Source organism: Ruegeria sp. HKCCD4884 (genome assembly GCF_013110855.1).
Lineage (GTDB): Bacteria > Pseudomonadota > Alphaproteobacteria > Rhodobacterales > Rhodobacteraceae > Ruegeria.
In genome coordinates this window covers 94,201-119,178 of sequence record NZ_WVRJ01000016.1, presented here as the reverse complement: position 1 = coordinate 119,178, position 24,978 = coordinate 94,201, and the positions used below count along the sequence as shown (strand labels likewise).

At 57.0% G+C, this 24,978-nt stretch carries 24 protein-coding genes; 12 read left to right on the top strand and 12 right to left on the bottom strand.

What is annotated here, in order from left to right:
• Positions 1-59: 59 nt before the first annotated feature.
• The 5 genes from GS636_RS19960 to leuB form a co-directional block, all read right to left on the bottom strand.
• Positions 60-1,595, bottom strand: a complete 1,536-nt coding sequence (locus GS636_RS19960; protein WP_171671918.1) for a trimethylamine methyltransferase family protein — start codon at positions 1,593-1,595, stop codon at positions 60-62.
• Positions 1,582-2,928, bottom strand: a complete 1,347-nt coding sequence (locus GS636_RS19955) for an MmgE/PrpD family protein (RefSeq protein ID WP_171671915.1) — start codon at positions 2,926-2,928, stop codon at positions 1,582-1,584. The genes GS636_RS19960 and GS636_RS19955 overlap by 14 nt, the downstream gene beginning before the upstream one ends.
• A 166-nt stretch (positions 2,929-3,094) precedes the next feature.
• The gene (locus GS636_RS19950; protein WP_171671913.1) at positions 3,095-4,576 is read right to left on the bottom strand and encodes an aldehyde dehydrogenase; all 1,482 of its coding nucleotides are present in this window, start codon (positions 4,574-4,576) and stop codon (positions 3,095-3,097) included.
• Positions 4,569-6,224 (bottom strand): GMC family oxidoreductase, encoded by a 1,656-nt coding sequence (locus tag GS636_RS19945; RefSeq protein ID WP_171671910.1) that lies wholly within the window; start codon positions 6,222-6,224, stop codon positions 4,569-4,571. Before GS636_RS19945 ends, GS636_RS19950 begins: the two co-directional genes overlap by 8 nt.
• Complete coding sequence (gene leuB, locus GS636_RS19940; RefSeq protein WP_171671908.1) at positions 6,221-7,306, bottom strand: 3-isopropylmalate dehydrogenase; 1,086 nt, start codon at positions 7,304-7,306, stop codon at positions 6,221-6,223. The genes GS636_RS19945 and leuB overlap by 4 nt, the downstream gene beginning before the upstream one ends.
• Before the next feature lie 99 nt (positions 7,307-7,405).
• Between leuB and GS636_RS19935 the strand changes: the two genes are divergently transcribed.
• Positions 7,406-8,299 carry a LysR substrate-binding domain-containing protein gene (locus GS636_RS19935; RefSeq protein WP_171671905.1) on the top strand — a complete coding sequence of 298 codons (894 nt, stop codon included), beginning with the start codon at positions 7,406-7,408 and terminating at the stop codon, positions 8,297-8,299.
• Between the two features lie 182 nt (positions 8,300-8,481).
• On the opposite strand, the gene GS636_RS19930 is transcribed toward GS636_RS19935, so the two are convergent.
• Complete coding sequence (locus GS636_RS19930; protein WP_171671903.1) at positions 8,482-9,699, bottom strand: zinc ABC transporter substrate-binding protein; 1,218 nt, start codon at positions 9,697-9,699, stop codon at positions 8,482-8,484.
• 57 nt (positions 9,700-9,756) lie between these two features.
• Between GS636_RS19930 and GS636_RS19925 the strand changes: the two genes are divergently transcribed.
• The 3 genes from GS636_RS19925 to GS636_RS19915 are packed head-to-tail and all read left to right on the top strand — an operon-like array spanning position 9,757 to position 11,815.
• A complete protein-coding gene (locus tag GS636_RS19925; RefSeq protein ID WP_171096281.1) occupies positions 9,757-10,269 on the top strand; it encodes a transcriptional repressor in 513 nt (170 codons plus the stop codon).
• A gap of 2 nt (positions 10,270-10,271) precedes the next feature.
• On the top strand, positions 10,272-11,018 hold the full coding sequence (locus GS636_RS19920; RefSeq protein ID WP_171671900.1) for a metal ABC transporter ATP-binding protein: 747 nt from the start codon (positions 10,272-10,274) through the stop codon (positions 11,016-11,018).
• The gene (locus tag GS636_RS19915; RefSeq protein ID WP_171096276.1) at positions 11,018-11,815 is read left to right on the top strand and encodes an iron chelate uptake ABC transporter family permease subunit; all 798 of its coding nucleotides are present in this window, start codon (positions 11,018-11,020) and stop codon (positions 11,813-11,815) included. The genes GS636_RS19920 and GS636_RS19915 overlap by 1 nt, the downstream gene beginning before the upstream one ends.
• A 12-nt stretch (positions 11,816-11,827) precedes the next feature.
• Here GS636_RS19915 and GS636_RS19910 read toward each other — a convergent pair whose 3' ends face one another.
• Together GS636_RS19910 and GS636_RS19905 are read right to left on the bottom strand one after the other, a co-directional pair.
• Entirely contained in the window at positions 11,828-13,342 is a 1,515-nt protein-coding gene (locus GS636_RS19910; protein ID WP_171671898.1) for a malonyl-CoA synthase, read from the bottom strand.
• 81 nt (positions 13,343-13,423) lie between these two features.
• A complete protein-coding gene (locus tag GS636_RS19905) occupies positions 13,424-14,020 on the bottom strand; it encodes a LysE family translocator (protein ID WP_171671895.1) in 597 nt (198 codons plus the stop codon).
• A 73-nt stretch (positions 14,021-14,093) separates the two neighbouring features.
• On the opposite strand from GS636_RS19905, the gene GS636_RS19900 reads away from it, so the two are divergent.
• Positions 14,094-14,546 (top strand): Lrp/AsnC family transcriptional regulator, encoded by a 453-nt coding sequence (locus tag GS636_RS19900; RefSeq protein WP_171671893.1) that lies wholly within the window; start codon positions 14,094-14,096, stop codon positions 14,544-14,546.
• Between the two features lie 119 nt (positions 14,547-14,665).
• Complete coding sequence (locus GS636_RS19895) at positions 14,666-15,244, top strand: PA14 domain-containing protein (RefSeq protein ID WP_171096268.1); 579 nt, start codon at positions 14,666-14,668, stop codon at positions 15,242-15,244.
• A gap of 45 nt (positions 15,245-15,289) precedes the next feature.
• Here the strand turns inward: GS636_RS19895 and GS636_RS19890 are convergent, their stop codons facing one another.
• Entirely contained in the window at positions 15,290-16,252 is a 963-nt protein-coding gene (locus GS636_RS19890; RefSeq protein WP_171188811.1) for an L-malyl-CoA/beta-methylmalyl-CoA lyase, read from the bottom strand.
• A gap of 295 nt (positions 16,253-16,547) precedes the next feature.
• Between GS636_RS19890 and dgcN the strand changes: the two genes are divergently transcribed.
• The 3 genes from dgcN to GS636_RS19875 all read left to right on the top strand — a co-directional run bounded on the left by dgcN (position 16,548) and on the right by GS636_RS19875 (position 19,459).
• Positions 16,548-17,549 (top strand): N-acetyltransferase DgcN, encoded by a 1,002-nt coding sequence (gene dgcN, locus GS636_RS19885; RefSeq protein ID WP_171188813.1) that lies wholly within the window; start codon positions 16,548-16,550, stop codon positions 17,547-17,549.
• A gap of 73 nt (positions 17,550-17,622) precedes the next feature.
• The gene (gene dgcA, locus GS636_RS19880) at positions 17,623-18,588 is read left to right on the top strand and encodes an N-acetyl-D-Glu racemase DgcA (RefSeq protein ID WP_171671890.1); all 966 of its coding nucleotides are present in this window, start codon (positions 17,623-17,625) and stop codon (positions 18,586-18,588) included.
• A 10-nt stretch (positions 18,589-18,598) separates the two neighbouring features.
• Positions 18,599-19,459, top strand: a complete 861-nt coding sequence (locus tag GS636_RS19875) for a D-amino-acid transaminase (RefSeq protein WP_171671888.1) — start codon at positions 18,599-18,601, stop codon at positions 19,457-19,459.
• A gap of 39 nt (positions 19,460-19,498) precedes the next feature.
• Here the strand turns inward: GS636_RS19875 and GS636_RS19870 are convergent, their stop codons facing one another.
• From GS636_RS19870 to GS636_RS19860, 3 genes are all read right to left on the bottom strand, one after another.
• Positions 19,499-19,813 carry a DUF1244 domain-containing protein gene (locus tag GS636_RS19870; protein ID WP_171671885.1) on the bottom strand — a complete coding sequence of 105 codons (315 nt, stop codon included), beginning with the start codon at positions 19,811-19,813 and terminating at the stop codon, positions 19,499-19,501.
• Between the two features lie 80 nt (positions 19,814-19,893).
• Complete coding sequence (locus tag GS636_RS19865; RefSeq protein ID WP_171671882.1) at positions 19,894-20,133, bottom strand: DUF6868 family protein; 240 nt, start codon at positions 20,131-20,133, stop codon at positions 19,894-19,896.
• Positions 20,134-20,220: 87 nt separating this feature from the next.
• The gene (locus GS636_RS19860; RefSeq protein WP_171671880.1) at positions 20,221-20,958 is read right to left on the bottom strand and encodes an N-formylglutamate amidohydrolase; all 738 of its coding nucleotides are present in this window, start codon (positions 20,956-20,958) and stop codon (positions 20,221-20,223) included.
• A gap of 141 nt (positions 20,959-21,099) precedes the next feature.
• Here GS636_RS19860 and pyk point away from each other — a divergent pair, with 141 nt between their 5' ends.
• The 3 genes from pyk (at position 21,100) to GS636_RS19845 (ending at position 24,799) form a co-directional block, all read left to right on the top strand.
• Positions 21,100-22,545, top strand: coding sequence for a pyruvate kinase (gene pyk / locus GS636_RS19855; RefSeq protein WP_171096255.1), 1,446 nt, complete (start codon positions 21,100-21,102; stop codon positions 22,543-22,545).
• A gap of 252 nt (positions 22,546-22,797) precedes the next feature.
• The gene (locus GS636_RS19850) at positions 22,798-23,235 is read left to right on the top strand and encodes a universal stress protein (protein WP_171671877.1); all 438 of its coding nucleotides are present in this window, start codon (positions 22,798-22,800) and stop codon (positions 23,233-23,235) included.
• 13 nt (positions 23,236-23,248) lie between these two features.
• Positions 23,249-24,799 (top strand): sodium:alanine symporter family protein, encoded by a 1,551-nt coding sequence (locus GS636_RS19845; RefSeq protein WP_171671875.1) that lies wholly within the window; start codon positions 23,249-23,251, stop codon positions 24,797-24,799.
• Positions 24,800-24,978: the final 179 nt, after the last annotated feature.

Sequence of the window (24,978 nt, the reverse complement as noted above, 5' to 3'; positions counted from 1 at the left end):
TTTGATATAGCGCTGCAAATACCTCGACCTTTAAGTTGGGCCTAAGAGTTTCACTAAAGTTACCGCAGGTCCCTTATGGGAAAATGTTGCCGTATAGCCTTGTCCATGTCTTCAGGGATATGCGTAGGGCTTGGGTTGGCAAGCAGTTCTTGGGTGCGCAGTCGGGCCCGTTCTAGGACATCTTTATCAGGTGCCTCAGACCACTCCTGTGGTGTTCTGCGGTCCGCCATCGCCGGGTAGAAATAGTCGCTTTCCATTCGGTTTATGGTCTGCGCGTGACCCAAAAAGTGCCCCGGTCCTCCGACGCAAACATCGCGGATGGTTTCAAGTGACAATGTGTCTTCCGATACTTCGAACCCGCGGGTCGCCCGCATCACTGAACCAATGAGGTCATTGTCCAATACGAAACTTTCGAGCGATGCGCCAAGAAGCGAACCGTACATTCCTGCCGCTTCGTAGACCAGATTTGCGCCAGCAAGTGAGGCTAGAAGTTCTGTGTATCCCTTTTCGTACCCAGCCTGAAAATCAGGGAGTTTGCTGTCGGTCATGCCGGCGCTGACAGCGCATGGGATATCATAATGGCGTGCCATTTGTGCGCAGGCGGCCATCAGCAAACCTTGCTCGGCGGACCCTCCGGACATGGCCCCGGTCCGCAGATCACTGACAAATGGCAACGCTCCGAAAGTGGCTGGGTGATCGGGGTTCAGTAGGTTGACATAGACAATCCCGGCCAGGACCTCGGCGGTTTGTTGCGCCACGGCCCCGGCCAATGGGGCCGGGCTGGTCGCACCAGCCTGACCGGCCGAGACAAGCTTGAGCGGAATACCGTGCCGTGCCGCACATTCGATCACACCAAGTGCTTCTTCGGCGAATGTCAGCGGCGGGACGATAAAGCAGGTGGACACGCAAACCGGCGGTCGTGCACGCAAGGCATCGGGCCCGCCCATGAGAAGGGCAAGCATTCTGACAGCCTCTTCCATGACGTCCGGCGATCCAAAAGACGTACCTGTGGGTTTGCTTGTTCCTTTCAGACAGGCGTAGAGCGTATTGAGGTCCATTTCACGCGGGTCCGCAATGTCACGCGCGACAACAGTGCGTTGGAACATATGGATGTTCGGCAGTTGTTCAGCCAAACGCGCCATGTCGTATAGGTCGCGCAGAGTTGTGTCGCGTATTTTGCCTGTTTGACTGTCTATGATGTGGACGGCAGCACCCGATGTGCCGAAATGCGTTCGCGACGAAGAGGGGTCGATGTCATTTGCGGGATCCAGACCGCAGAGTTTGAAGCCACGGCCTGCGATCTGAAGGGTCTTTCGAACCATTGCTTCAGGAAACAACAAACGCCCGTCATCTGTCAGGGATCCACCTGCTGAGCATAGTGTTTCGATGCATCGCGGCGTCGCGCCTTTCACGCCAATTTCATCGAGAATACGCATGGCAGTGTGATCGACCAATTCAATCTCAGCCTGGGTGAGGGGCGCATATTGCCCGCCCTCAATTCCAGGCCAGATCGCGCGTGTCGGCCCAGACCCGGCCCCATCGTTTCTCGCTTGGTGTCGCGCCGCACGGCCACCTGATCGTCTACGCTGGTTCATTTGAATATCCCTTAAAGAACGTGGCACTGTCCTGTGCATCAGGCCATGCAAGAAGCTCGCTGAATGCGCGTTCCGGTTGTCCTGTGAGCGCGGTGTATTTTGAGGCAAGTTGGGCGTTGGTCATCGGGTTCTGCGATGCGCCAAGCGGGAAAGCGCAGGCTTCCGAAACTGCGCTCCCGTCATTAAATTCTATGCGCAGCAAGTCGGGTTGATCGGGGTCATAGTTGAGGTTCGGGTTTCGTGCGGGTTCGGCTGTCACACGCGTTAGTTGGATCAACCTTGAAACAGCAGGTGATTTCCAGAACGCGTCTTCGCTGTCTGCAAGCGTAAGGTTGCCCGAGGCCAGAATTTGACCGACGCAAGCTGGGACTGAAAACAAGGCTTCCGCGCGTGACATGGGGTGATTGAACGGCAATATCTCGGCGTGGAAGTCAGGCAAGCGGGTATCAATCGCGGTGATGTCCAAAACCCTTCCGTTAACCGCCGGGCGCAGGTTTATCGCAGCGGTCATCAGCCGATGTGTATACCCGCAAGAGGGCCAGGGTTTAAGGACAAGGCCATATTCACCCAAAGCCCAAGGCGATCCCATTTTGCTCATCGCGGCGTTAAATACAGATGGATCGTAGTTTCCTTGAAGCCCGGCGAAGCCTCGCGCGTGATCCAGAACGTGCGGTTGCCCCGTGACGCCTTGCGCTGCCAACACAGCTGCTTCCAGGCCATTCCGTGCCGCCCATCCGGCTTGCAACGGTTTTGCGTTTGATCCGAATTGCAGCGTGTACCCTGACGCTGTCGAGGTTGCCAATGACAGGGCGTGCGCAGTCTGATCCGCCGATAGGGCCAGCAGGCGCGATACCGCCCCAGCAACGCCGATCGTGCCCAATGTAGCCGTGGAATGGAACCCACGCGCATAGTGATCCAAGCTCACGGCTTCGCCAAGGCGCATGATGATTTCGGTGCCGACTGCATAAGCCGCCAACAGCTCTGCCCCGGTGGTGCAGCGAAACGTACTGGCCGCGAGAAGGGCGGGCAGCAACACCACGGTAGGATGCGTGTTCCCCGGCTCCTCCCAATCATCCAGATCCCACGCATGACCAGCGATCGCATTGATCTGAGCGGCAAAGAGCGCGCTCAGGGTCTGGTCCGTTCCAAATAGCGGGCAGGGGCCTGCGCCAAACCCGCCCAGGGCCCGGGTCGCGCGCATGGCAACTTCGCTTGTCGACCCGGCGAGGATGCATCCAAAGCAGTCGGCGATTGCCGGGGCAATCACTTCGCGTAGATCAAGCGGAGGAACTGCATGGACTGCAAACCACGCCAGCCGGGAAATTGCGGTCATGAAACCGCACCCAGAGTTGCCTGGAACCTGACCTTTTCCCCCGCACATATCCGCATGGTGAGCAGCGGCCCAAGAACCGCAGTGGCACGGGTATGTTGTGTTAATCTGCTGCCGTCGCCGAAAGTGCCCTTCATGTCATTCTTCCTATGCTGCGCAACACTGTCGTTCATACAAACGGATCAGGCTGATGGGGGTCTGTGGAGAGCCAGACAGATTTGGTTTGTAAGAAGCATCGCATCCCGTCCCAGCCGTTTTCGCGCCCATAGCCGGACTGTTTGTACCCCCCGACTGGAGATTGGGTCGACGCATTGAAGTAGTTGTTGATGTACACAGTGCCGGCTTCGACCCGGTCGGCCATCCGCATCGCTTTGGCCACGTCGCGGGTCCAGATGCCCGCAGCAAGACCGTAGGGCGTTTCGTTGGCAGTTCGGATCACATCTTTTTCGTTTTCCCAGCTCTCGGTGCTGACGACGGGTCCAAATACCTCGGACTGCGCAAGTTTCGCGTCGTTCGGTACGTCGGCAAAAATGGTTGGGCCGATGTAGTAGCCTTCGGATCGAAAGGCCGTTCTGCCGTCAAGCAACAGCCTGTGCCCGGCGATTTCAGCGTCTGCTATGTGCTGCAGGACGCGCTGGTAATGAGGTTTGTTGGCTATGGGGCCGATCTGTGTGGCTGGATCCAGCGGGTCGCCGACACGGGCATTTGCGACCGTTTCAACTAGCTTTTCCGAGAACGCATCAATGATGTCCCGATGCACCAAAAGGCGCGATCCTGCTATGCAGCTTTGCCCGGCCGGTGGGAAAATCCCCGACGCCACTCCATTGACGGCCAGATCAAGATCGGCATCCGGCAACACAATCTGAGGTGACTTTCCTCCCAATTCCATCACCACGGGTTTTACGCCCTTGGCTGCGGCAATGGCGGCCGCGCGCCCGCCGGATGTGCCGCCTGTAAAGCTGACCATGCGCACGTCAGGATGTTCGATCATGGGTTGGGCCGTTGTCGCACCATATCCTGTGACAACATTCAACACGCCGGGCGGCAAATCCGCTTCCAGTAAAACCGCCATCAATTCCAGGGTCGAGCAACTGGATTGCTCGGATGGTTTCATCACGACCGTATTGCCTGCCGCAAGACACGGGGCGAGTTTCCAGAACAGAGTGCCCAGAGGCGAATTCCAGGGCAGCACCTGCGCCACGACGCCGAACGGTTCGTATTTTACATAATTGTGGATGTTCGAAGCCTCGGCAGGGATGACGCGGCCTTCGAATTTGTCGCACATCCCAGCGTAGTAATGGAAACTGTCCACCAACCACGCACCCTCTCGTAAACCGGGCGTGATCATCGAAGGCAATTTGCCGCTGTCGCGGGTTTCGACCTGACCCAACCTGTCGGCATGGCGGGAAATCACGTCTCCCATTCTCCGTAAAACGCGACCCCGCTCTGCAGGTTGCATCCGCCCCCAAGGCCCATCGTAATAGGCCGATTTCGCGGCGGCGACTGCAAGCTCCACGTCCATCTGACGACAATCGGGTACTCTGGCCCAGACCTTGCCAGTGGCCGGGTTTTCGCTGTCGATATAGCTGCCACTGAAAGGCTCATGCCATGTATTGCCAGCAAAGAATTTGAAGGTTCGGATGTCACTCATAGGTCGTGCTCCATCGGGTATTCGGCCGTAAGTGGGGGGGGCCAAGGATCATGTCGGCAGCTTTCTCGGCCATCATAACGACCGTTGCATAAAGATTGCCTGTGATCTGGCGTGGCATGGCAGAGGCATCGCAAACACGCAGTCCCTCGATCCCGTGCACGCGCAGCTCATTGTCTAAGACCTCGCCCATTCGGGATGTGCAGGCAGGATGGTGGCCTGTGTAAGCGGTGTTCCGAATGGCCTGTTCGATCTCGGCATCGGTTTTAGCGTTTTTCCAAACGCCGAGCTCTTCTGTGACAAGTTTGTCAATCGGGTTTTGCCCCATGATCTCGCGCATGACCTCAACTCCCCGCCGCAGGACGTCGATATCGTGGGGGTCGGAAAAATAGTTAGGGTCAATCAGCGGATGCCTCCGAGGGTCAGCACTGGCCAATCGAACAGATCCTTCTGATCGGGGGCGTTCGAGATTGATATCGATCTGAACGCCGGGCCGCGCCATCTTGCGCCCCCGTACCAACAACCTGCGCCCCAAGCGCTGTAGCAAGGGCACATCTTCCCGCGCGCCGTTTCCCAGGTTTTCCTCGACAACCATTGGCGTCATGAAAACCTCGAGCTCGGGTAACATCGGATCCTCGAAAGCGTGGAACAAAACCGTAGAGAAAAACGCACCACCTCCGGGGCCGCCGCCATTCAACAGCCAGTGGAGCATCAATTTCATAGCATGATCGAGGCGCTGATATCTGGCGTGGCTCAGGTCATGCCGCGTTGATCCCCATTGCATTGAAACATCCGGGTGGTCAGACAAATGCGCACCGACCGAAGGCAAGTCGGCCACCACCTTGATCCCATGAGAGCGCAAGTGATCTGCCGGACCGATCCCCGACAGCATCAAAAGCTGCGGTGTCCCAAAAGCGCCCTGACAGCAGATCACTTCGCGTTCGGCCTCAATTACTTCACCCACAAGCGTTTCAACCCCTATTGCCCTGCCGCCTCGTGTCACGATCCGCGCGATATGGGTTCCCGTTCGAATAGTCAGGTTTGGTGGTGTTTTTCGAAGGTAGGATATAGCTGCAGATTGCCTGACGCCGTTGCTGACCGTGCTGTCATTCCGGGCTACACCAGTCCTTTCAGACCCGTTGAAGTCACTGGTTTCACGGTGCCCTGCGCAGATCGCTGCGTCGATAAAGGCTTGGTCCATCGGGCCAAAATTGCGCGCGGGTTCGGTCTTGAGTGGTCCGTCTGTGCCATGCCAGGCATCACGCCGGTCACGTGACCCTTCGGAGCGACGAAAATAAGGAAGAACCTCGGCGAAACTCCAACCGGGTTGTTGCCAAGCGTCATAATCGGCGGCAACACCACGCATATAGATCATGCCGTTGACAATCGACGACCCGCCAAGCGCTTTGCCGCGTGGATAGTAAATTGACCGACCGTTCAAACCCACCTGAGGGACCGACACATATCCCCAATCGAGTTTGGGATTGCCAAAGACAAACCCGTTTCCTGCGGGCATTTGAATAAAAAGATCACGTCCGCGACCGCCTGCCTCAACCAGACAGACCGACACGTCGCGCTCTTCGGCCAGTCGCGCAGCCAGCACGCACCCGGCCGAACCTCCCCCGGCGATCACATAGTCGAACGCGCTCATCCGGTGAGCCTTTCAAGGATCGCTCGCGTCACCTCGGACCCAGTGGCGGAACCGCCAATATCGGGTGTCCTGATGCCGTCTTTCAGGGTGGCGTCTATTGCCGCTTCCACTTTGGTTTCGAATACAGGAAGTCCAAAACTGTAGGTGAACATCATCGCGACAGACAAGATTGTCCCTATTGGGTTTGCGATGCCCTGGCCTGCTATATCGGGTGCTGATCCGGCGGTGCTTTCGTAAATTCCAAAGACCTGTCCTTGATCCGTGTTGGCCGATAGGCAGGCAGAAGGCAGCATACCCAACGAACCGGCATAAACCGCCGACAGGTCGCTGAGAATGTCGCCCAGTTGGTTGCAGCTCAGGATCACGTCGAAATCATGTGGCCGCATCATCAGCTGATAGGCGCAATTGTCCGCAAACATGTTCTTGAACACGACATCCGGATAGTCGCGGGACACTTCCGTCACGACCTCGCGCCAGAGTTTGTAGCTTTCCATGACGTTGGATTTGTCGCAGCTGACAAGTCTGCCGCGCCTTTGCCGGGCCAGCTGAAATCCCCCATGCGCGAAGCGCGCCACCTCGGCCTCGTCATAGGCGGTCAGGTCATAGCCTTGCCGCAGACCCCCTACGTCGCGTCTTCCACGTTCGGTTGCAAACATGGCGCCGCCACACATTTCACGCAGGATCAGGACATCGGTCTGGTGTGCCAGATTTTCGCGAAACGGGGTTCTGCCCAACAAAGGTGCCCAGGCACGTGCCGGGCGCAAACCCAGATAGGTTTGCAAATGATGACGCAAATACATCAACCCGTCCTGGCATTCGGCGCCTCCGGGGACGCGGATGTTATCCCATTGGGGTCCGCCAACAGCGCCGATCAGAACAGCATCTGATATGCGTGCCTTCTGTAGAACGTCGTCGGTGCAAAATGTCTGATGCGCTTCCCACGCTGCGCCGTGAAGCAGCCCGTGTGTGACCTCGACCTCGATCCCGGCAAGGGCTGCAAGCTGCTGAACGGTCTGCAACCCGTAGGTCAGGATTTCCGGGCCAATGCCATCTCCACCAAGCGCCAGAATACGTTTCTGCAAGACCTGTTCCCCTCGCGTTGTCCCCAGCATCATTTCGCGGTTGAAAATTTGAGGAAAGACGGAAACGATGAATGGAATACATTCACCTGAGGAATGATTGTGACGCGGCCGATCCCACTTCACCAGATCAATGCATTTGATGCATCAGCGCGACATCTGAGTTTTTCGCGGGCCGCGCGGGAACTGAACGTCCAGCAGCCAGCGATCAGCCGTCAGATCGCCGCCCTTGAAGCAGAGCTGGGTACGCAGCTATTCCTTCGAAGTAAACCGAAACTGACTTTAACCGAGGACGGAGTCCTTCTGGCCAAAGCCGTAGGCGCAGGTTTCGAGGCGATCCGAGACGGGTTTGAAGCGTTGCGGAGCCGTCACGCGGTTGACACCTTAAAGGTCAGTGCAAGTATCGGCTTCACAAGCCACTATCTGCTGCCAAGGTTGGCCGAGTTTCAGGCCATCTTTCCGGAAGTCAAACTTCAGGTCATGACGCGAGATCAGAACGACGATTTCGATCCAAACGCCTGCGATGTCGTTATTCTGTTCGGGGAAGGGGGGCTGGCGCAAACTGTAAGCGGTTTGATTTTCAAGGAAAGCATGATCGCCGTGTGCCATCCTGATCTGTTGGACAACCGTGCGCCCTTCGACTTGCAATCGCTGTCGGAACAGAAACTACTGCACCTCAACAGCGCAGATCATCGTGGCGACTGGAATCGTTTCTTCGCCGGAACCGAGCTTGTTATTTCGCGACCGCCACCTCATGACACGTATGTCAGTTACATGGTTTACCTGCGCGCGATTTTGAACGGGCTTGGGGTTGGAATCGGCTGGTCTCCCTTGATGCGTGAGTACCTTACAAATGGATCGCTGGTACGCGCCTGCGATCACGAGCGCGCGACGTCCCGAGGGTACTTTTGTTCGGTTACCCCATCGGGCTCTGGCAAGGCTGGCGCCGCACAGTTTTTGGATTGGATTGTGCAATCGGATCGCAACACAAGCTGACTTTTGCGTGGTTTGTCTTGCGGGAAAGACCGACAGCGATTGATTGCGCGCCTTTTTTGAACCGGGTGTTGACGTGATTACTTGAGCGCCCGGGGTAACGCTGTCACCCAACTGAAATACTCGCAAAAAGCATTACCCCGGGCTGCAAGCAGCCCGACCGTAGCCGGGCTGAAACGACAGATTCAGAGGCACTCGGCCAGGGATTTCGCCAGACTACGAATGACATTTGGATAAAGGTCGGCACCCGGTTCCAGATCGGACCCAAGAGGGTCAATCACGCTGGTTTTTGCCTCAACGCCACCCATAACGCTTTCAACGATGCCCGGATTGAACTGTGGTTCTGTCAGGACGCAGTCAATACCCTCGTCGCGGATACGCCCTTGAACTTCCGCAATGCGCGCTGGGCTGGGGTCGGAGGCATCGCTGAGTGAGATTGCGCCAGAGGCGGGGAAATCGAAGGCGTCCTCAAAATACTGATAGGCGTCGTGGAACACGATGAAGCTGCCGCCCCGTACAGGGTCCAGTGTTTCGGCCACCTCAGCGGACAGCGCGGCCATTTCCGCGCGCGCAGCTGCGGCGTTGGCAAAATAGGTGCCAGCATTTTCAGGGTCCGCCGCAGACAGCTGTGCCGCGATCACATTTAGCCAGGTTTCTGCATTTGCCGGTGACAGCCAGGCATGGGGGTCGTGGTCGCCATGGGCGTGCCCTTCGTGGCCATGGTCGTCGTGATCATCATGGTCATCCTTGGCGTGATCGTCATGAGCGTGCTCGCCATGATCCTCATGATCTTGCCCATCTTCTTCGGCATGATCTTCGTGGTCGTGATCGTCGTGATCATCATGCCCGTCGTGGTCTGCATGTTCTTCGTGATCATGGTCGTCATCTTTGGCATGATCGTCATGATCGTGCTCGTCATGATCGTGCCCATCTTCTTTGGCGTGATCATCATGGTCGTGATCATCGCCGTGGTCGTGATCGTCGTGATCCTTGTCTTCGGCGTGGTCGTCATGGTCATCTTCGTCCCCGTGATCATGCGCCTCGAACAGTGCGTTTTCGCGGAAATCAAGAAGAACAGTACCGTCAGCCTCCAGCATGGATGTGACGGCTGCACCGTCGGCCAGCGTATCGATCGCATTCTCCATCCATGGGGTCAGATCTTCGCCCATCCAGAACACAAGATCGGCCTCTTGCAGCGCAGCGGCTTCAGACGGGCGAAGGTTGTATTCATGCGGCGAAGCACCTGGTGCAACGATCAGGTCCGGGGTTCCGACGCCGTCCATTACACGGGCGACCAGCGAATGGACCGGTGCAATATCAACCGCAACATTTGGTGCGTCCGCAAGGGCCGTTCCACCCATCAATGCAGCTGTGATCGACAATGGAAGAAGCTTTCTGGACATCAGACCCTCTGTGTGATTTTATAACGTTGCGAGTGGCAATACATGATATGAAATAACATGACAAGTGATGCACGCCCTGTACCGGCCAAAGACACGGCTCCGGTAGGGTTTCAAGAACATGACCATCAGACATGCGTCGAGACGGCCCTGGCCTCGGCTGAAGCCCGCTGTGCGGCTGAAGGGCTGCGCCTGACGCCAGTGCGCCGCAAGGTTCTTGAAATGCTGCTGCAAGAGCATCGCGCGATTGGCGCTTACGGAATTCTGGACCGGCTTCGCGCCGAAGGATTTGGCTCACAACCGCCCGTTGCCTATCGCGCATTGGATTTTCTGGTGCAGAACGGATTTGTCCACAAGATCGAGCGGTTGAATGCGTTTGTGGCGTGCTCGCATCCGGGGCAGTCGCATTCCCCGGCGTTCATGATCTGTAGAAAGTGTGATGCCGTTGCCGAAGCGCAATCAGCCCCCGCCAAAGGTGTTCTGGGCGCTGCCGCACGCGCGGCGGGTTTCGAGATTGAACGTACGGTTGTAGAAGCCGAGGGTCTCTGCCCCGACTGCACCGAAAAGGCATAAAGATGGCCTTGATCACCGTTGAAAACCTCAGCGTGCGCTATGGGGCGCATACCGTGCTGAGTCGTGTGGACATGGCCGTCGAACCGGGTGAAATCGTCACCATCGTCGGTCCCAATGGTTCGGGAAAAACCAGCTTGCTGCGGGCCATTATCGGTGCGACGCGTCCGTCTTCTGGGCAAGTGTCCCTGAAGCCAGGTCTGAAGATTGGGTATGTACCTCAGAAACTGCATGTCGACCCGACGCTGCCTATTTCAGTTGAACGGTTTATGCGCCTGACCGATCGTGTGTCGCGCAAGCAGTGTGTTGCAGCGCTGGAAACTGCCGGTGTGCCGGACCTGTTGCGCCGCCAGATGTCGCAATTGTCCGGTGGACAATTCCAAAGGGTTCTGTTGGCGCGGGCGTTGATCAACCGGCCTGATATTCTGTTGCTGGACGAGGCGACCCAGGGGCTGGATCAACGTGGGTCAGCCAGCTTCTATCAACAGATTGAGTCGGTGCGCCGTGAAACCGGATGTGCCATCCTGATGATCAGCCACGAATTGCACGTGGTCATGAGCGCCTCGGACAGAGTGATTTGCCTCAATGGACATGTCTGTTGCGAAGGCTCTCCGGCGGTTGTGGCGTCGGCACCGGAATACAGGGCCCTGTTTGGCACGGGCACCGGTGGTGCGCTGGCGCTGTACCGGCACGAGCATGACCACAATCACGATCATGATCATGACCACCCACCCAAAGAAGCGGCAGAATAATGCTTGATGATTTCATGACTCGCGCGACGCTCGCCGGTGTCGGCGTGGCCTTTGCGGCAGCCCCTCTTGGGTGTTTCGTCGTGTGGCGGCGCATGGCGTATTTTGGGGATGCAACGGCGCATGCCGCGATTCTGGGCGTGGCGTTGTCGCTGACCTTTCAGATGTCGATCTTCACCGGCGCACTAGCTGTTGCGTTGATCATGGCACTGACTGTGACGTTGCTGGCCGGTCGCGGCTACGCGATGGACACACTGTTGGGAGTTCTGGCGCATTCTGCCCTGGCGTTTGGCTTGGTGGCTGTGTCGTTCCTGTCCGGTGTACGCATCGATTTGATGGCGTATCTGTTCGGGGATATTCTGGCCGTATCGCGCTCGGACCTCATCGTGATCTGGGGCGGTGCGGCGTTGGTTGTCGCGCTGATCACGTGGCGCTGGTCGCAGTTGTTGACGGCCACTCTGAACGAAGAACTGGCTTATGCCAGTGGCTTTGATCCTAAGCGAGAGCAGTTGATCCTGACACTGTCCCTGGCTGTCACCGTGGCGGTGGCGATCAAGGTTGTGGGCGTTCTGCTGATTGCGGCCATGCTGATCATTCCGGCCGCCGCGGCCCGCAACTTGGCGCGTTCACCCGAGTCCATGGCCCTGATTGCCGCCGGGATCGGCGCGTTTTCAGCCGTTGCTGGGCTGAGAGCGGCTTATGTTTTTGACACCCCTGCGGGACCATCGATTGTCTGTGTGGCGGCAGTTCTGTTTGCCTGCCTCAGCATCCTTGGATGGAAATCCCAAGGCAGGGTGTAAAGACGCTCGGCCTTAGGCGTTTGAGAACATGTCCTTGTACTGATCGCGTAAGATGTTTTTCTGAACTTTGCCCATGGTATTGCGGGGAAGTTCATCCATCACGATCAATTTGCGCGGATGTTTGAACCGCGCCAGGCTTTCACACACTGAGGTTTGTATCTGGTCCAAATCGGGGCTTTCTCCGGGCTCGGCCACGATCACACCCAGGACGGTTTCGCCGAAATCGGGGTGCGGGACACCAATCACCGCGCTTTCCAAAACGCCGGGCTGGTCATCCAGAACCAACTCGATCTCTTTGGGGTAAATGTTATACCCGCCCGAGATGATCAGGTCTTTGTTGCGCCCGACGATATGGACATATCCGTCCTCATCTATGCGCCCCAGATCGCCGGTGATGAAGAACCCATCCGCGCGTAGCTCCGCAGCGGTCTTCTCGGGCATCTGCCAATAGCCCTTGAAGACGTTGGGGCCGCGTACCTCTAGGACACCGATTTCTCCTTGCGGAAGGGTGTTGCCATCGGTGTCGCAGACCTTGAGTTCGACCCCGGGCAACGGGAAGCCAACGGTTCCTGCGCGCCGCTCGCCGTCATAGGGGTTTGACGTGTTCATATTGGTTTCGGTCATGCCATAGCGTTCCAGGATACGGTGGCCGGTACGATCCTCGAACTGCACATGGGTGTCGGCCAGCAAAGGGGCCGAGCCGGACACGAACAACCGCATATGGGCCGACAGGTCCTTGGTGAAACGCGCGTCGCCCAGAAGGCGGGTGTAGAAAGTTGGAACGCCCATCATTGACGTGGCGCGCGGCATCCAGTCGATGATCTGGTCCAGATCGAATTTGGGCAGCCAGATCATGCTGCCCCCGACTGCCAGCATGACGTTAGTCGCCACAAACAGCCCATGGGTGTGAAAGATCGGTAAGGCGTGCAGCAGCACGTCGTTAGAAGTAAAGCGCCATTCTTCGACCAATGTCTGCGCGTTGGACAGTAAGTTGTTCTGCGATAGCATCGCGCCCTTCGACCGCCCCGTAGTTCCGGATGTATAGAGGAAGGCCGCCAAATCCTCTCCGTCCCGGTCAACGGTCTCGAAATGCACAGGCATACCTTTTGCCTGTTCCGTCAAAGAGCCCGAGCCATCGGCGTTCAGGGTTTCAACCTGCGCATCAAGCCGGGCCGCTACCGGTTTTAGCTTTTCGAGAGCGGAGTGATCACAAACGACAAGAGACGCGCCGCTGTTTTCTATGAAATACGTGAGTTCATCGACGGTATAGGCGGTGTTGAGGGGCAGGAACACAAGGCCAGCCTGTGCGCAGGCGGCAAAAAGCGCCAACGCCTCGGGCGATTTTTCGATCTGTGCGGCCACGCGATCCCCGGGTTTCAGACCCAGTTTTGCCGATACATGCGCGATCTGAGCCGCGGCATTCAAAAACGCCTGATAGCTGAGGGTTTTATCATCAGGTAAATACAAAAAAGTTGTGTCTTTTCCTGCGTGAACGCCGAACAAACCATTGTAAAGTGGGTTGGCCATCAGGGGTACCTTTCTTGTATGCCGCATAGCGTGTCAGATGCTATGCGGGATAGCCCAAGAACCACTGCTTGTCATCATAACTCAATGCGGCCAAAGCACAGGGTAAAGCGAGGCAATAAGCAGCGCGGCCATAGTCCAGTTGAAGGCCACCAGCCTGCGCGGATTTGTCAGCACGCGCGCCATCTGCTGCCCAAGGACCGTCCAGGTGCTGACCGAGGGCAGATTGACGGCCCCAAAAACAAGGGCCACCAGCAGGATCGCGTACAGCGTTTGATTGGGGGCATATGCCGTCGTGGCCGTCAGGGCCATGGCCCACGCCTTGGGATTCACCCATTGAAAGGCGGCCGCTTGCAGGAAGGTCATGGGGACACCCGACGCCTCGGCTCCTTTCGCTGGTGCGGCATGTGCAATCTTCCAAGCCAGATACAGCAGATAAACGACGGAAACGATTTTCAACGCTGTGTGGCTGATCGGGTACCTGTAGAACACCTGTACCAACCCTGCACCCACCAGCAGCACCATGACCGTGAACCCCAGGCCAATGCCCAACATATGCGGGATCGAGCGTCGAAAACCAAAATTCGCGCCTGATGCCATCAGCATCAGGTTGTTTGGCCCCGGGGTGATCGAGGTCACGAAGGCGAAGACGATCAGGGCCATCAGGATGTCATAGGTCATGGCGCGCAGTATTGCCGGGGTCTGAAAGAATGAAATTGCTTTTTCGTGCGTCTTTTCGGTAAGTTCGCAACTTATGATGAAGAATGATCAAATAAACCGCCAGATATTGCGTGAATTAACACGTGATGGGCGGATCAGTAACCTGGAATTGGCCGAACGGGTCGGTCTGTCGCCCTCGGCCTGTCTGCGCCGCGTGCAAGAGCTTGAAAAGGCCGGGGTTATCACTGGCTATCGCGCGGTTCTGGACCCAACCGCTATGGGGGTAGGCTTTGTTGCCTATATCGGTGTTGGCTTGGGTGAGCACACAAAGGCCGCGCAAGAGGGGTTTGAACGCGCGCTGCAACAAGCCCCCGAGGTTGTCGAATGCCACAACATCACTGGCACTATCGAATACTTACTTCGGGTCGAATGCGCCGACCTGCCGTCCTACAAGACTTTTCATACCGAGGTGTTGGGAACACTGCCCCATGTTACGTCGATCACGTCGTATGTGGTTATGGGATCGCCCAAGGACTTGCGCGCGTAACGTCTGAAATTGTGAAGCTTCACTCTCTTGCAGGGTAAAAATTCAGGGCCTAGTGTCACTGTAATGACGTTGCCAGGGGATAAGCCTAGCCAAAACGGCACGCAAACAGGGAGATAACGATGAAACTTGTTCAAACATTGGCAGCCGCAATTGCTGTGTCGGTGGTTGCCGGGGCCGCTTGGTCTGCACCGCTGAAACTACAACCCGCCAGTCCGCAACCCAGCCCGAAGGCAGGGTTGAACGTAAAGTACTTTGGTACGGGCAACCAGCACAAGAAGATCCGGGATTTGAGTCAGGCGAAAAGCCTATTGTCTAAAGCAAAGCCCGGACAACCACTGCGGGGGTTGGATTACAGGGACACAAGCAAGGGCGAAGACGTTATGACGTTCGACCAAGCTTACAATGTTGCCGCCGAGGTGACGGGCTATATGCGGTTCAACTCGCCGGGGGTTTACGAGCTGGAAACGTGGTCCAACGACGGGATCGAGGCCTATGTAGGAGGCCAACAGATTGGCCGTGTATCCGGCATTCAAGGCTGTGAAGCCAATCAGCGCACCGAAGTAGAAGTGCCCAAAGCGGGTTGGTATCCGTTGAAGATCGTTTACTTCCAGAAATTGGGAACCTCTTGCTTGATGATGAAGTCAGGAAAAAAGGGTGAACGCTTTACGTGGACACCCAATGAAGTATTTGGTCGTTGAAGTATCCGCAAAAAAAGGGCGCTCGATTGAGCGCCCTTTTTTAACTTAGCTGCCTGCCGCAATCAGTTCAGCCTGAGCCACAATGACTTCGGCCTGCTTGATTGAGGCGATGTCGACCAAACGCCCTTTATAAACAGTCGCGCCTTCGCCATTTGCCTTGGCCTGCTCCATGGCCGCAAGAATTTCGCGCGCCTCGGAAACGGCTTCGTCCGATGGGGTAAAGACCTGATTGGCCAATGCGATTTGCTTGGGATGGATCGCCCATTTACCGACCATACCCAAAGTTGCCGACCGTTTGGCCTGCGCGATATAGCCTTCGTCGTCGCTGAAATCACCGAACGGCCCATCCACCGGCAACACGCCATGAGTTCGGCAAGCAGCAACGATGGCGGCTTGCGCCCAGTGCCACGGATCAGACCAGTGTTTTTCACCATCGCGCAGCATATAGTAGTTTTCCTGCGTGCCGCCGATGCCGGTGGTCTGCATTCCCATCGAGGCTGCGAAATCCGCTGCCCCAAGGCTCATGGCCTGAAGGCGGGGGGATGAGGCCGCGATTTCTTCGACATGCGCGATGCCGGCAGAAGATTCGATGATGACCTCAAAGCTGATTGGTTTTGTGCGGCCCTTGGCGCGTTCGATGGCAGTGACCAGCGCGTCCACCGCATAGACATCCGCCGCGCATCCGACTTTGGGGATCATGATCTGGTCCAAACGGTCGCCTGCCTGCTCAAGAACGTCGACAACATCGCGGTACCAGTAGGGCGTGTCCAACCCGTTGATCCGGACGGACATGTATTTGTTGCCCCAATCAACGGTATTCAGCGCTTCAATGACATTGGTGCGTGCAACATCCTTGTCCGAAGGCGCAACCGAATCCTCGAGGTCAAGGTTGATCACATCCGCAGCCGAAGCGGCCATTTTGGGGAACAGCTTGGTGTTCGACCCGGGGCCAAAAAGCTGACAACGGTTTGGACGCGCCGGTGCGGCAGGTTGGATGCGAAAACTCATCTGGACCTCGTGTGAGTAATGAAATTGCGATTTTCCTGCTCAATGAGGTATTAAATTGCGCATGGCGGCGCAAGAGCGTTTGTGCACCTGCGGCAATGCGGTTGCAGAATGCAGCAATGGAGCAAGTTGAAGAAGGTGATTAAAGTTTAGTCACTTTGAAAAATTCGAAGATTTTTGCGCTTCTTGGCAAATCTGCGCACGATAATCGCGCGCCGACCATTCTGGGCGGACAAAAACGCGAAACGCTCGTTTTGCCGCTTCTCTAGCTTAGGTCGGAATCAAAGGAGTGACCGCAATGATCGAGACACCGTACCTGCTGTTTTTGGGCGATGCGCCCGACCAATTGGCGGCCAAAGTGGCTGTGGGCATCAAAGATTGGCGTCCCGAAAACGCCGTCGGCCAATACCGCATGGAAGGGTGCAAGGCTGACCTGGGTCTGACGGATATGACCCTGACCGAGGCAAAAGAAGCCGGTGCAAAGACTTTGGTTATCGGCGTGGCCAATCGTGGCGGTGTCATCAGCCAGGACTGGAAAAAGGTCCTGGTTATGGCGCTGGAGGAAGGATTCGACCTGGCCTCGGGCCTGCACAACCTTCTGCGCGACGAACCCGATCTGGTGGCCGTCGCCGAAGCAACCGGTCAAAAGCTGCACGACGTGCGTGTGCCTGAGGTGGATTACCCAATTGCCAACGGAATCAAGCGCAAGGGCAAGCGTTGTCTGGCTGTGGGCACCGATTGTTCGGTCGGCAAGATGTACACTGCGATGGCGATGGACGCGGAAATGCGCAAGCGTGGTATGAAGTCAACGTTCCGGGCGACCGGCCAGACCGGCATCCTGATCACTGGCGATGGAGTTCCGCTTGACGCGGTGATTGCGGACTTCATGGCGGGTTCGATCGAATGGCTGACGCCCGACAATGATGAAGACCATTGGGACCTGATCGAAGGGCAGGGTTCGCTGTTCCACGTGTCTTATTCCGGCGTGACGATGGCACTGATCCATGGGGGTCAGCCGGACGCGCTGATCCTGAGCCACGAACCCACCCGTGAACATATGCGTGGTCTGCCGACTTATCAGCAGCCATCGTTGGAAGCCCTGCGTGACACCGCGCTGGCGCTGGCCAAAGTTGCGAATCCGGATTGTCAGGTTGTCGGCGTTTCGGTGAACACGCAGCATATGTCTGAAGAGGATGCGACGGCTTATCTGGCCAAAATCGAAGCCGACATGGGCCTGCCTGCAACCGACCCGTTCCGCTTTGGATCCGGCAAGTTGGTGGACGCGCTGGCTGCGATATGATCTGAGACACGTGCTGGTGGCGGGTTTTCCGCCTCCGGCGGGAGTATTTGGAAAAAGATGAAGGAGCGGTTGCGTGCAGATAGAGGTCTCTCGCGATGTGTTTCGGCTGGCGCAGGTTTTTACCATCTCGCGCGGGTCGCGAACCGAAGCAAAAGTGCTGACGGTTCGGGTTTCGGATGGGACGCATCAGGGCTGGGGCGAGTGCGTTCCTTACGCGCGATATGATGAAACGCTCGAGTCGGTTGAGGCCGAGATTGCCGGTCTGCCTGTGGACTTTAGCCGACAGTCGCTGATGGACCTGCTGCCTGCGGGTGCTGCCCGGAACGCCGTGGATTGCGCGTTGTGGGATCTGGAATGCAAACGCGCTGGCAAGCGTGCTTGGGATCTGGCTGGCCTGCCGGTACCCGGCCCCGAGATCACGGCCTACACATTGTCGCTGGACACGCCGGAGGCGATGCAGAAACAGGCGGCTGAGAATGCACATCGTCCTCTGTTGAAGATCAAACTGGGCACGCCTGATGATATGCCCCGGCTTGAGGCTGTGCGTGCTGGTGCGCCTGAATCCAAGATTATTGTGGACGCGAACGAAGGGTGGTCTGCCGAGGTTTACGCAGACCTCGCTCCGCATCTGGTACGTTTGGGCGTGGCGCTGGTTGAGCAACCTTTGCCTGCGGGGGACGACGATGCGTTGATTGGGATGGATCGTCCTGTGCCGGTTTGCGCGGACGAATCCTGCCATGATCGCGCCAGCCTGCCCAAGTTGAAGGGCAAATATGATGTCATCAACATCAAGCTCGACAAAACCGGCGGTCTGACCGAGGCGCTGGAATTGCGCAAGGCGGCAATTGCCGAAGGCTATGACATCATGGTGGGTTGCATGGTTGGCAGTTCACTTGCCATGGCTCCTGCGACACTTCTGGCGCAGGGTGCGATGGTGACAGACCTTGACGGGCCGCTTTTGTTGGCCGAAGACCGCGACACCCCGCTGATTTTTGACGACGCCGGAGTGCACCTGCCGGTGTCCGCGCTCTGGGGCTGAGGAGACAAACATGACCCGAACCGTATACGTGAATGGCGAATACCTGCCCGAGACCGAAGCCAAGGTATCCATCTTTGACCGTGGCTTCCTGTTTGCAGACGCGGTTTACGAAGTCACCAGCGTTTTGGATGGCAAGCTGATCGACTTCGAAGGTCATGCGGTTCGCCTGAAACGATCGCTGGACGAGTTGGAGATGGCCGAACCCTGCACCAAGGACGAGTTGCTTGAGATTCACCGCAAGCTGGTTGAGGTGAACAGCATCGAAGAAGGTCTGGTTTATCTGCAGGTCTCACGCGGCAGTGATGGCGACCGGGATTTTGTTTTCCCATCCGCAGATACCAAACCCAGCCTTGTTCTGTTTACGCAGAACAAGCCAGGGCTGGCCGATAGTCCGGCTGCACAGAAAGGCGCCAAAATCATCTCGATTGAAGATATCCGCTGGGGCCGCCGCGATATCAAAACCGTTCAGCTGCTCTATCCGTCGATGGGCAAGATGATGGCCAAAAAAGCAGGCTGCGACGATGCGTGGATGGTCGAAGACGGATATGTGACCGAAGGCACCAGCAACAACGCCTATTTCGTCAAGAGCGGCAAGATCGTCACCCGCCCGCTGTCCAACGACATCTTGCACGGAATCACGCGTAAGGCTGTATTACGCATGGCAGCCGAAGCGCAGATGGAAATTGAAGAGCGCCTGTTCACCGTCGACGAGGCCAAAGAAGCGGATGAAGCCTTCACCACCTCGGCCAGTGCTTTTGTGATGCCGGTGGTCGAGATCGACGGGGTCGCGCTGGGCGACGGCACACCGGGGCCGATTGCCAAACGGCTGCGCGAAATTTATCTGGACGAAAGCCGCAAGGCAGCGATCTAAAGAAAAGGCCCGCCGATTTGGCGGGCTTTTTATTTGGGCTCAGCCCTTTTTCGTTACATTTTCTTCGAAAGCAACTTTGAAGGCAGCCTGTTTCTCGGGGCCGGCATCGGTCTGATAGTTGGCTTTCCATTCGTCCATGGTCATGCCGTAAAACACCTCGCGGGCCTCGTCCTTGCCCATCTCGATGCCTTTTTCATTGGCGGCTTCCTGGTACCAGCGCGACAGGCAATTGCGGCAGAATCCGGCCAGATTCATCATGTCGATGTTCTGAACGTCGGTGCGGTCTTCCATCAGGTGTTTTTGCAGCCGACGAAACGCGGCGGCCTGAAGTTCGATTTCGGTTTGCTTGTCCATAAGGCTGCTCCGGGTGGCTTTGTGTGCTGTGCTTGACCTAACAACCCCGCAGCCTTGTTACAATAAGCCGGCTGGCCCGCCTACATCAGTTTCAAAGCCAGCCAGGGCACAATGCAAAAGACAAGGGTTAGAATCTTGTAATTGGCAAGATATCTGAAATACGCACGTTTCACGTCTGGCTGCTCCATTTGGAACAGCTTGCCATGAATGCCCGCAATCCAATCCTGCAACAGCAGGACCATGACAGTGGTGAACAGAAGAACCGCGATATTGAGGGTGGCCATCCAGCCGAAAAACGTTATCAGAAACTCATGTGTCACGACGATCCCCTTTCCCCTACTATATGGGGATCAAGCGGTGCGCTCACAACAGCGTGAAGTACGGATCGCAAACGGCGACCTGCGTCTTCAAAGGTCACTGGAATCCAGTGCGTCTTGCAAGACAACTGCCAAACGTTCGGCCCATTCTCGCTGCCCCTCGTGGTCGCCGATCAGGTCATTGCGCAGCTCGATCAAAGCGTTAGGGCGGCCAAAAGCGGTGCAATGCTTGTCAATCGCGTCACCCGGCAACACGCCAGTGTAAGGTTCGTTGACGCCAACACACAGATCATCTTCGGCCTGAAGACGTTCGATCAGGGGGCGTGAAAAACGTTCGTCCGGAGTGTGCAAGACGCCGATGTGCCAGGGGCGAGGATCACGTCCGCGAAGCTGGCGGGTGAAGGAGTGCATTGAAACGACCACTGCATGGGGCAGGGCGGCCATCTGCGCCAACGCCTCGTGATAGGGGCGATAGCACATGTTCAGCCGCTGTACGCGCTCGGCGGCGTCCGCGTGGCGATTGCCGGGGATGATCGAACCGTCATAGAGCTTCATCAACAGGGTCGGGTCGTCCTCGCCACGGTTGGGGTCGATTACAAGACGCGAGAAATTGGCGGCAATCACTGGTGCATCCAAAATCTCACCCAGATGTTTGGAGACTTCATATGCCCCGACATCATAGGCAATGTGACGTTCCATATCTTCACGCGGCAAGCCAAGGTCGCCGCCGTTTACTTCGGGGGGAACGGTATTGGTTGCGTGATCACATGTAATCAACCAGCGCGACGGGCGATCCGCGCCATGGACGAAAAATGGGGTGTATGTCATGAGCCTGTCATCTAGTTTGTCGCAGGTGTAGGGCAGTTGCTTTGAAAAGGGAATTGCGCAATAAGCACTCAGCCGATGTTTGCGGTAACATTTTGCTGTACCCTAACCAGCAAGTAAGACGACGTAAGGAGATCAAGACCAATGCGACGCCTGAGAAATGTAAAAATCGTGGCGACGCTGGGACCGGCGTCGAGTGACTATGACACCATTCGTGCTTTGCACGAGGCCGGGGCCGATGTGTTTCGACTGAACATGAGCCACGGCAGCCACGATGAGATTCGCGAGCGGCACAAGATTATTCGGCAGGTCGAAAAGGATCTGGACAGCCCGATTGCCATTCTGGCTGACCTTCAGGGGCCAAAGCTGCGCGTTGGCGTCTTTGCCAATGAGGCGGAAGAGTTGGAGGAAGGCGCGGCCTTCCGCCTTGATCTTGATCCCGCCGCCGGAGACATAAACAGAGTATGCCTGCCGCACCCCGAGATTTTTGCGGCGCTTGAGCCGGGTGCGCGCCTGTTGGTGAATGATGGCAAGATCCGCCTGACGGTTCAGGACTGCGGTCAGGATTTCGCCAACTGCACGGTCGAGGTTGGCGGCACCATCTCGAACCGCAAGGGTGTGAATGTCCCGGATGTTGTGCTGCCGCTGGCGGCGTTGTCGGCCAAGGACCGCGACGATCTGGAGTTTGTCTGTCAGCTGGGTGTCGACTGGCTGGCGCTGAGCTTCGTACAGCGTGCCAAGGATGTGTTCGAGGCCCGGTCTTTGGCTGACGGTCGTGCTGCGATCCTGTCAAAGATTGAAAAGCCCGCTGCGGTTGAGGCGTTTGACGATATTCTCGATGCGTCAGATGGGATCATGGTGGCGCGGGGTGATTTGGGCGTGGAACTGCCGGTCTCTGCTGTGCCGCCAATCCAGAAACGTCTGGTCCGTAGGTGCCGTGGTGCTGCCAAACCGGTCATTGTGGCGACCCAGATGTTGGAAAGCATGATCGAAAGCCCGATGCCCACCCGCGCCGAGGTATCGGATGTGGCGACGGCGATCTATGAAGGCACGGACGCCATCATGCTCAGCGCGGAATCGGCCGCTGGAGCCTATCCGGTTGAGGCTGTGCAGACCATGAACAAGGTCGCCATCGAGGTTGAGGCCGACCCGACTTATACCCAGATCATCTCCGCCTCGCGCACTGCCAAGGGCACCACTGTTGCCGATGGCATCGTCGCAGCAGCCCGTGAGATCGCAGAAAAGACCGACATCAAGGCCATCTGTTGTTTCACCCAAAGCGGCACAACGGCCTCTCTGACTGCGCGCGAACGTCCAGGGGTGCCGATCATTGCCATGACCTCGCAACGCGGCACGGCGCGTCGGTTGTGTCTGAGCTGGGGCTGTAACTGCGTGATGACGCCTGAACTGCAACGCTTCAAGGGTGCAGTGGTCAACGCGGCCCGCGCTGCACGTGCTGGGGGATTTGCGTCCGAGGCGGATCAGATTGTGGTCACGGCGGGCGTACCTTTCAATGTTCCGGGTACCACCAACATCCTGCGCGTGGCCCCCTGCGATGAGCGACTGATCTACAGCACCGATCCTGAATAGGCTTTTCCCCGGATAGTCCCGGAATTCAATTAGCGGCCGCTGGCAAAGCGGCCGTTTCCTTTTTTTGTACGCGAAAAACTTGATTTATAAGCGAAATTTGACCCGTACGGGCGAATTTGACACAATGGGCTTCATTCGTGGGTAGAATTTCCAGATAAATGACCTAAGGGCAGTCTTAGCCAACGTTCCAAGTTCCGGCTGCCCTGCCGGGGGCACGGGCCCCGGAATGAACAACAATAATGGAGGAACAAGATGACAACAAAGATTGTCATAGGACTCGACGGGACAGAGACCGGCGAACGCGCGATTGCCTTTGCCAAAGATCTGGCAAAGCTGATCGGAACATGCGAATTGCTGGTCGCCTATGTGATAGAATGGTCCCCATACACATTCCAAACACCGGAAGAAAACGCCCTGCGCCACAAACGGCGTGAGGAAGAGGTCGCTTTGGCGTCGTCACGTATTGTGACGCCCGCCGTTGATGCCCTCAAGGCAGCTGGTTTCGAAGCACAAGGCGTCGTTCGACATGGCGATGTGGCGGAAACTCTTAATGCCATCACGGTCGAAAACGGCGGCTCACAAATCGTTGTGGGTCGGGCTTCGGCGGATGGGATCAAGAAACGTATCTTCGGCAGCTCAACACAAAACCTTGTGATGCATGCCGACGTACCGGTCACAGTAGTAAATTGAGGTGGGCAGGAAAATGAAAACGCTACAACACCTGTATCTTGCGGCGATTGCCGCTTGCATGGCCACCGCGGCTTCGGCGCAAGAGGCTCCGGGTCTGGATGACAAGATCAATCAGGCCTTTGCCGATGCAACCGGGCCCTTTGTCAGCTTTATCTTCGCACCGTTTCCGGGAACCGGATTTCCTTGGATCGTCGGTTGGCTGGTCGTCGCGGCCACGGTTTTCACGCTGTATTTCGCTTTCGTGCAGTTCCGCTTCTTCGGGCACTCGATCAGCCTTGTCAAAGGCGACTATTCCGACCCGAATGATGCCGGTGAGGTCAGCCACTTTCAGGCTCTGGCCACGGCGCTGTCTGGTACTGTTGGTCTTGGTAACATTGCCGGTGTGGCGGTTGCCATCGGGATCGGTGGGCCGGGAGCCACGTTCTGGATGATCGTCGCGGGCCTGTTGGGCATGGCTTCAAAATTCACCGAATGTACACTGGGCGTGAAATACCGCAATGAATATGACGATGGCACCGTCTCGGGCGGCCCGATGTATTATATGTCCAAGGGCTTTGCAGAGCTTGGATTGCCTGGCGGTAAGATCCTCGCGGTTCTTTTCTCGATCTTCTGTATCCTTGGTGCGCTGGGCGGGGGCAACATGTTCCAGGCCAATCAGGCGCACCAGCAGATCGCAGGAATCGTCGGGGATTACCCCGGTTGGATCACTGGTCTGGTCTTTGCGGCCATTGTCTTTGCGGTAATCGTAGGTGGTCTGAAGTCGATCGCGCGTGTGACTGAAAAGGTCGTACCGTTCATGGGCGTGATGTATGTGCTGGCAGCACTGGTCATCATCATTATGCACGCTGATCAGATCGGCTGGGCCTTTGGCCAGATCTTCGCGGGTGCCTTCACGGGTCTCGGTGTTGCGGGCGGCATGGTCGGTGCGCTGATCCAGGGCTTCCGCCGAGCGGCGTTTTCGAACGAAGCGGGTGTGGGCTCGGCCGCCATTGCACACTCGGCTGTTCGGACCAAGGAACCGATCACCGAAGGCTTTGTATCGTTGCTTGAACCGTTCATCGACACCGTTGTGATTTGTACCATGACAGCGCTGGTAATCATTATCACGCAGCAGCTGATCGTCGATCCGGCGACGGGCAACTACATGCTGAACGAGGCGGGTAACGCCATTGCCACCGTTGATGGCAACTCCGGCGTCAGCCTGACCTCCGCCGCCTTCGGCAGCGCGTTCAGCTGGTTCCCCTTCATCCTGGCGATTGCCGTGGTTCTGTTTGCCTTCTCGACCATGATCAGCTGGTCCTATTACGGCCTCAAAGCCTGGACTTACCTGTTCGGCGAAGGTCACACCAAAGAGCTGGTGTTCAAGATCATCTTCTGCATCTTCGTTGTCATCGGTGCGGCGGCCAATCTGGGCCCTGTCATCGACTTCTCGGATGCGGCGATCTTTGCGATGGCTGTGGTGAACGTCTTTGCGCTCTACTTCCTGATGAAAGTGGTGCGTCAGGAACTGGCATCTTATGCAGAACGGCTGAAAAGCGGTGAAATCCGCAAGTTCGGCCATTAACACAAACCACCGGGGCGGCAACCGTCGCCCCGGTGTCAGGCCAACCGCGCACAAAGCGCAGATTCTGGTCGAATCCCCCTTGCCAGTATGACGGAACTTGCGTAAATGGCGCTTCTGATCGCGTGACCGGCCGAGATGGCATGCCGAGTCGCGTTTTGAACCGAACCCGAAAAAGGAGA

Coding starts and splice junctions, on each gene's coding strand:
- GS636_RS19960 (WP_171671918.1), bottom strand. CDS start 1,595: ATGAACCAGCGTAGACGATCAGGTGGCCGTGCGGCGCGACACCAAGCG.
- GS636_RS19870 (WP_171671885.1), bottom strand. CDS start 19,813: ATGGACAAGCAAACCGAAATCGAACTTCAGGCCGCCGCGTTTCGTCGG.
- GS636_RS19925 (WP_171096281.1), top strand. CDS start 9,757: ATGACAAGTGATGCACGCCCTGTACCGGCCAAAGACACGGCTCCGGTA.
- GS636_RS19945 (WP_171671910.1), bottom strand. CDS start 6,224: ATGAGCGCGTTCGACTATGTGATCGCCGGGGGAGGTTCGGCCGGGTGC.
- GS636_RS19890 (WP_171188811.1), bottom strand. CDS start 16,252: ATGAGTTTTCGCATCCAACCTGCCGCACCGGCGCGTCCAAACCGTTGT.
- GS636_RS19895 (WP_171096268.1), top strand. CDS start 14,666: ATGAAACTTGTTCAAACATTGGCAGCCGCAATTGCTGTGTCGGTGGTT.
- GS636_RS19930 (WP_171671903.1), bottom strand. CDS start 9,699: ATGTCCAGAAAGCTTCTTCCATTGTCGATCACAGCTGCATTGATGGGT.
- GS636_RS19905 (WP_171671895.1), bottom strand. CDS start 14,020: ATGACCTATGACATCCTGATGGCCCTGATCGTCTTCGCCTTCGTGACC.
- GS636_RS19845 (WP_171671875.1), top strand. CDS start 23,249: ATGAAAACGCTACAACACCTGTATCTTGCGGCGATTGCCGCTTGCATG.
- GS636_RS19875 (WP_171671888.1), top strand. CDS start 18,599: ATGACCCGAACCGTATACGTGAATGGCGAATACCTGCCCGAGACCGAA.
- GS636_RS19850 (WP_171671877.1), top strand. CDS start 22,798: ATGACAACAAAGATTGTCATAGGACTCGACGGGACAGAGACCGGCGAA.
- GS636_RS19910 (WP_171671898.1), bottom strand. CDS start 13,342: ATGGCCAACCCACTTTACAATGGTTTGTTCGGCGTTCACGCAGGAAAA.
- GS636_RS19955 (WP_171671915.1), bottom strand. CDS start 2,928: ATGACCGCAATTTCCCGGCTGGCGTGGTTTGCAGTCCATGCAGTTCCT.
- GS636_RS19950 (WP_171671913.1), bottom strand. CDS start 4,576: ATGAGTGACATCCGAACCTTCAAATTCTTTGCTGGCAATACATGGCAT.
- GS636_RS19860 (WP_171671880.1), bottom strand. CDS start 20,958: ATGACATACACCCCATTTTTCGTCCATGGCGCGGATCGCCCGTCGCGC.
- GS636_RS19915 (WP_171096276.1), top strand. CDS start 11,018: ATGCTTGATGATTTCATGACTCGCGCGACGCTCGCCGGTGTCGGCGTG.
- GS636_RS19900 (WP_171671893.1), top strand. CDS start 14,094: ATGATGAAGAATGATCAAATAAACCGCCAGATATTGCGTGAATTAACA.
- dgcN (WP_171188813.1), top strand. CDS start 16,548: ATGATCGAGACACCGTACCTGCTGTTTTTGGGCGATGCGCCCGACCAA.
- pyk (WP_171096255.1), top strand. CDS start 21,100: ATGCGACGCCTGAGAAATGTAAAAATCGTGGCGACGCTGGGACCGGCG.
- GS636_RS19920 (WP_171671900.1), top strand. CDS start 10,272: ATGGCCTTGATCACCGTTGAAAACCTCAGCGTGCGCTATGGGGCGCAT.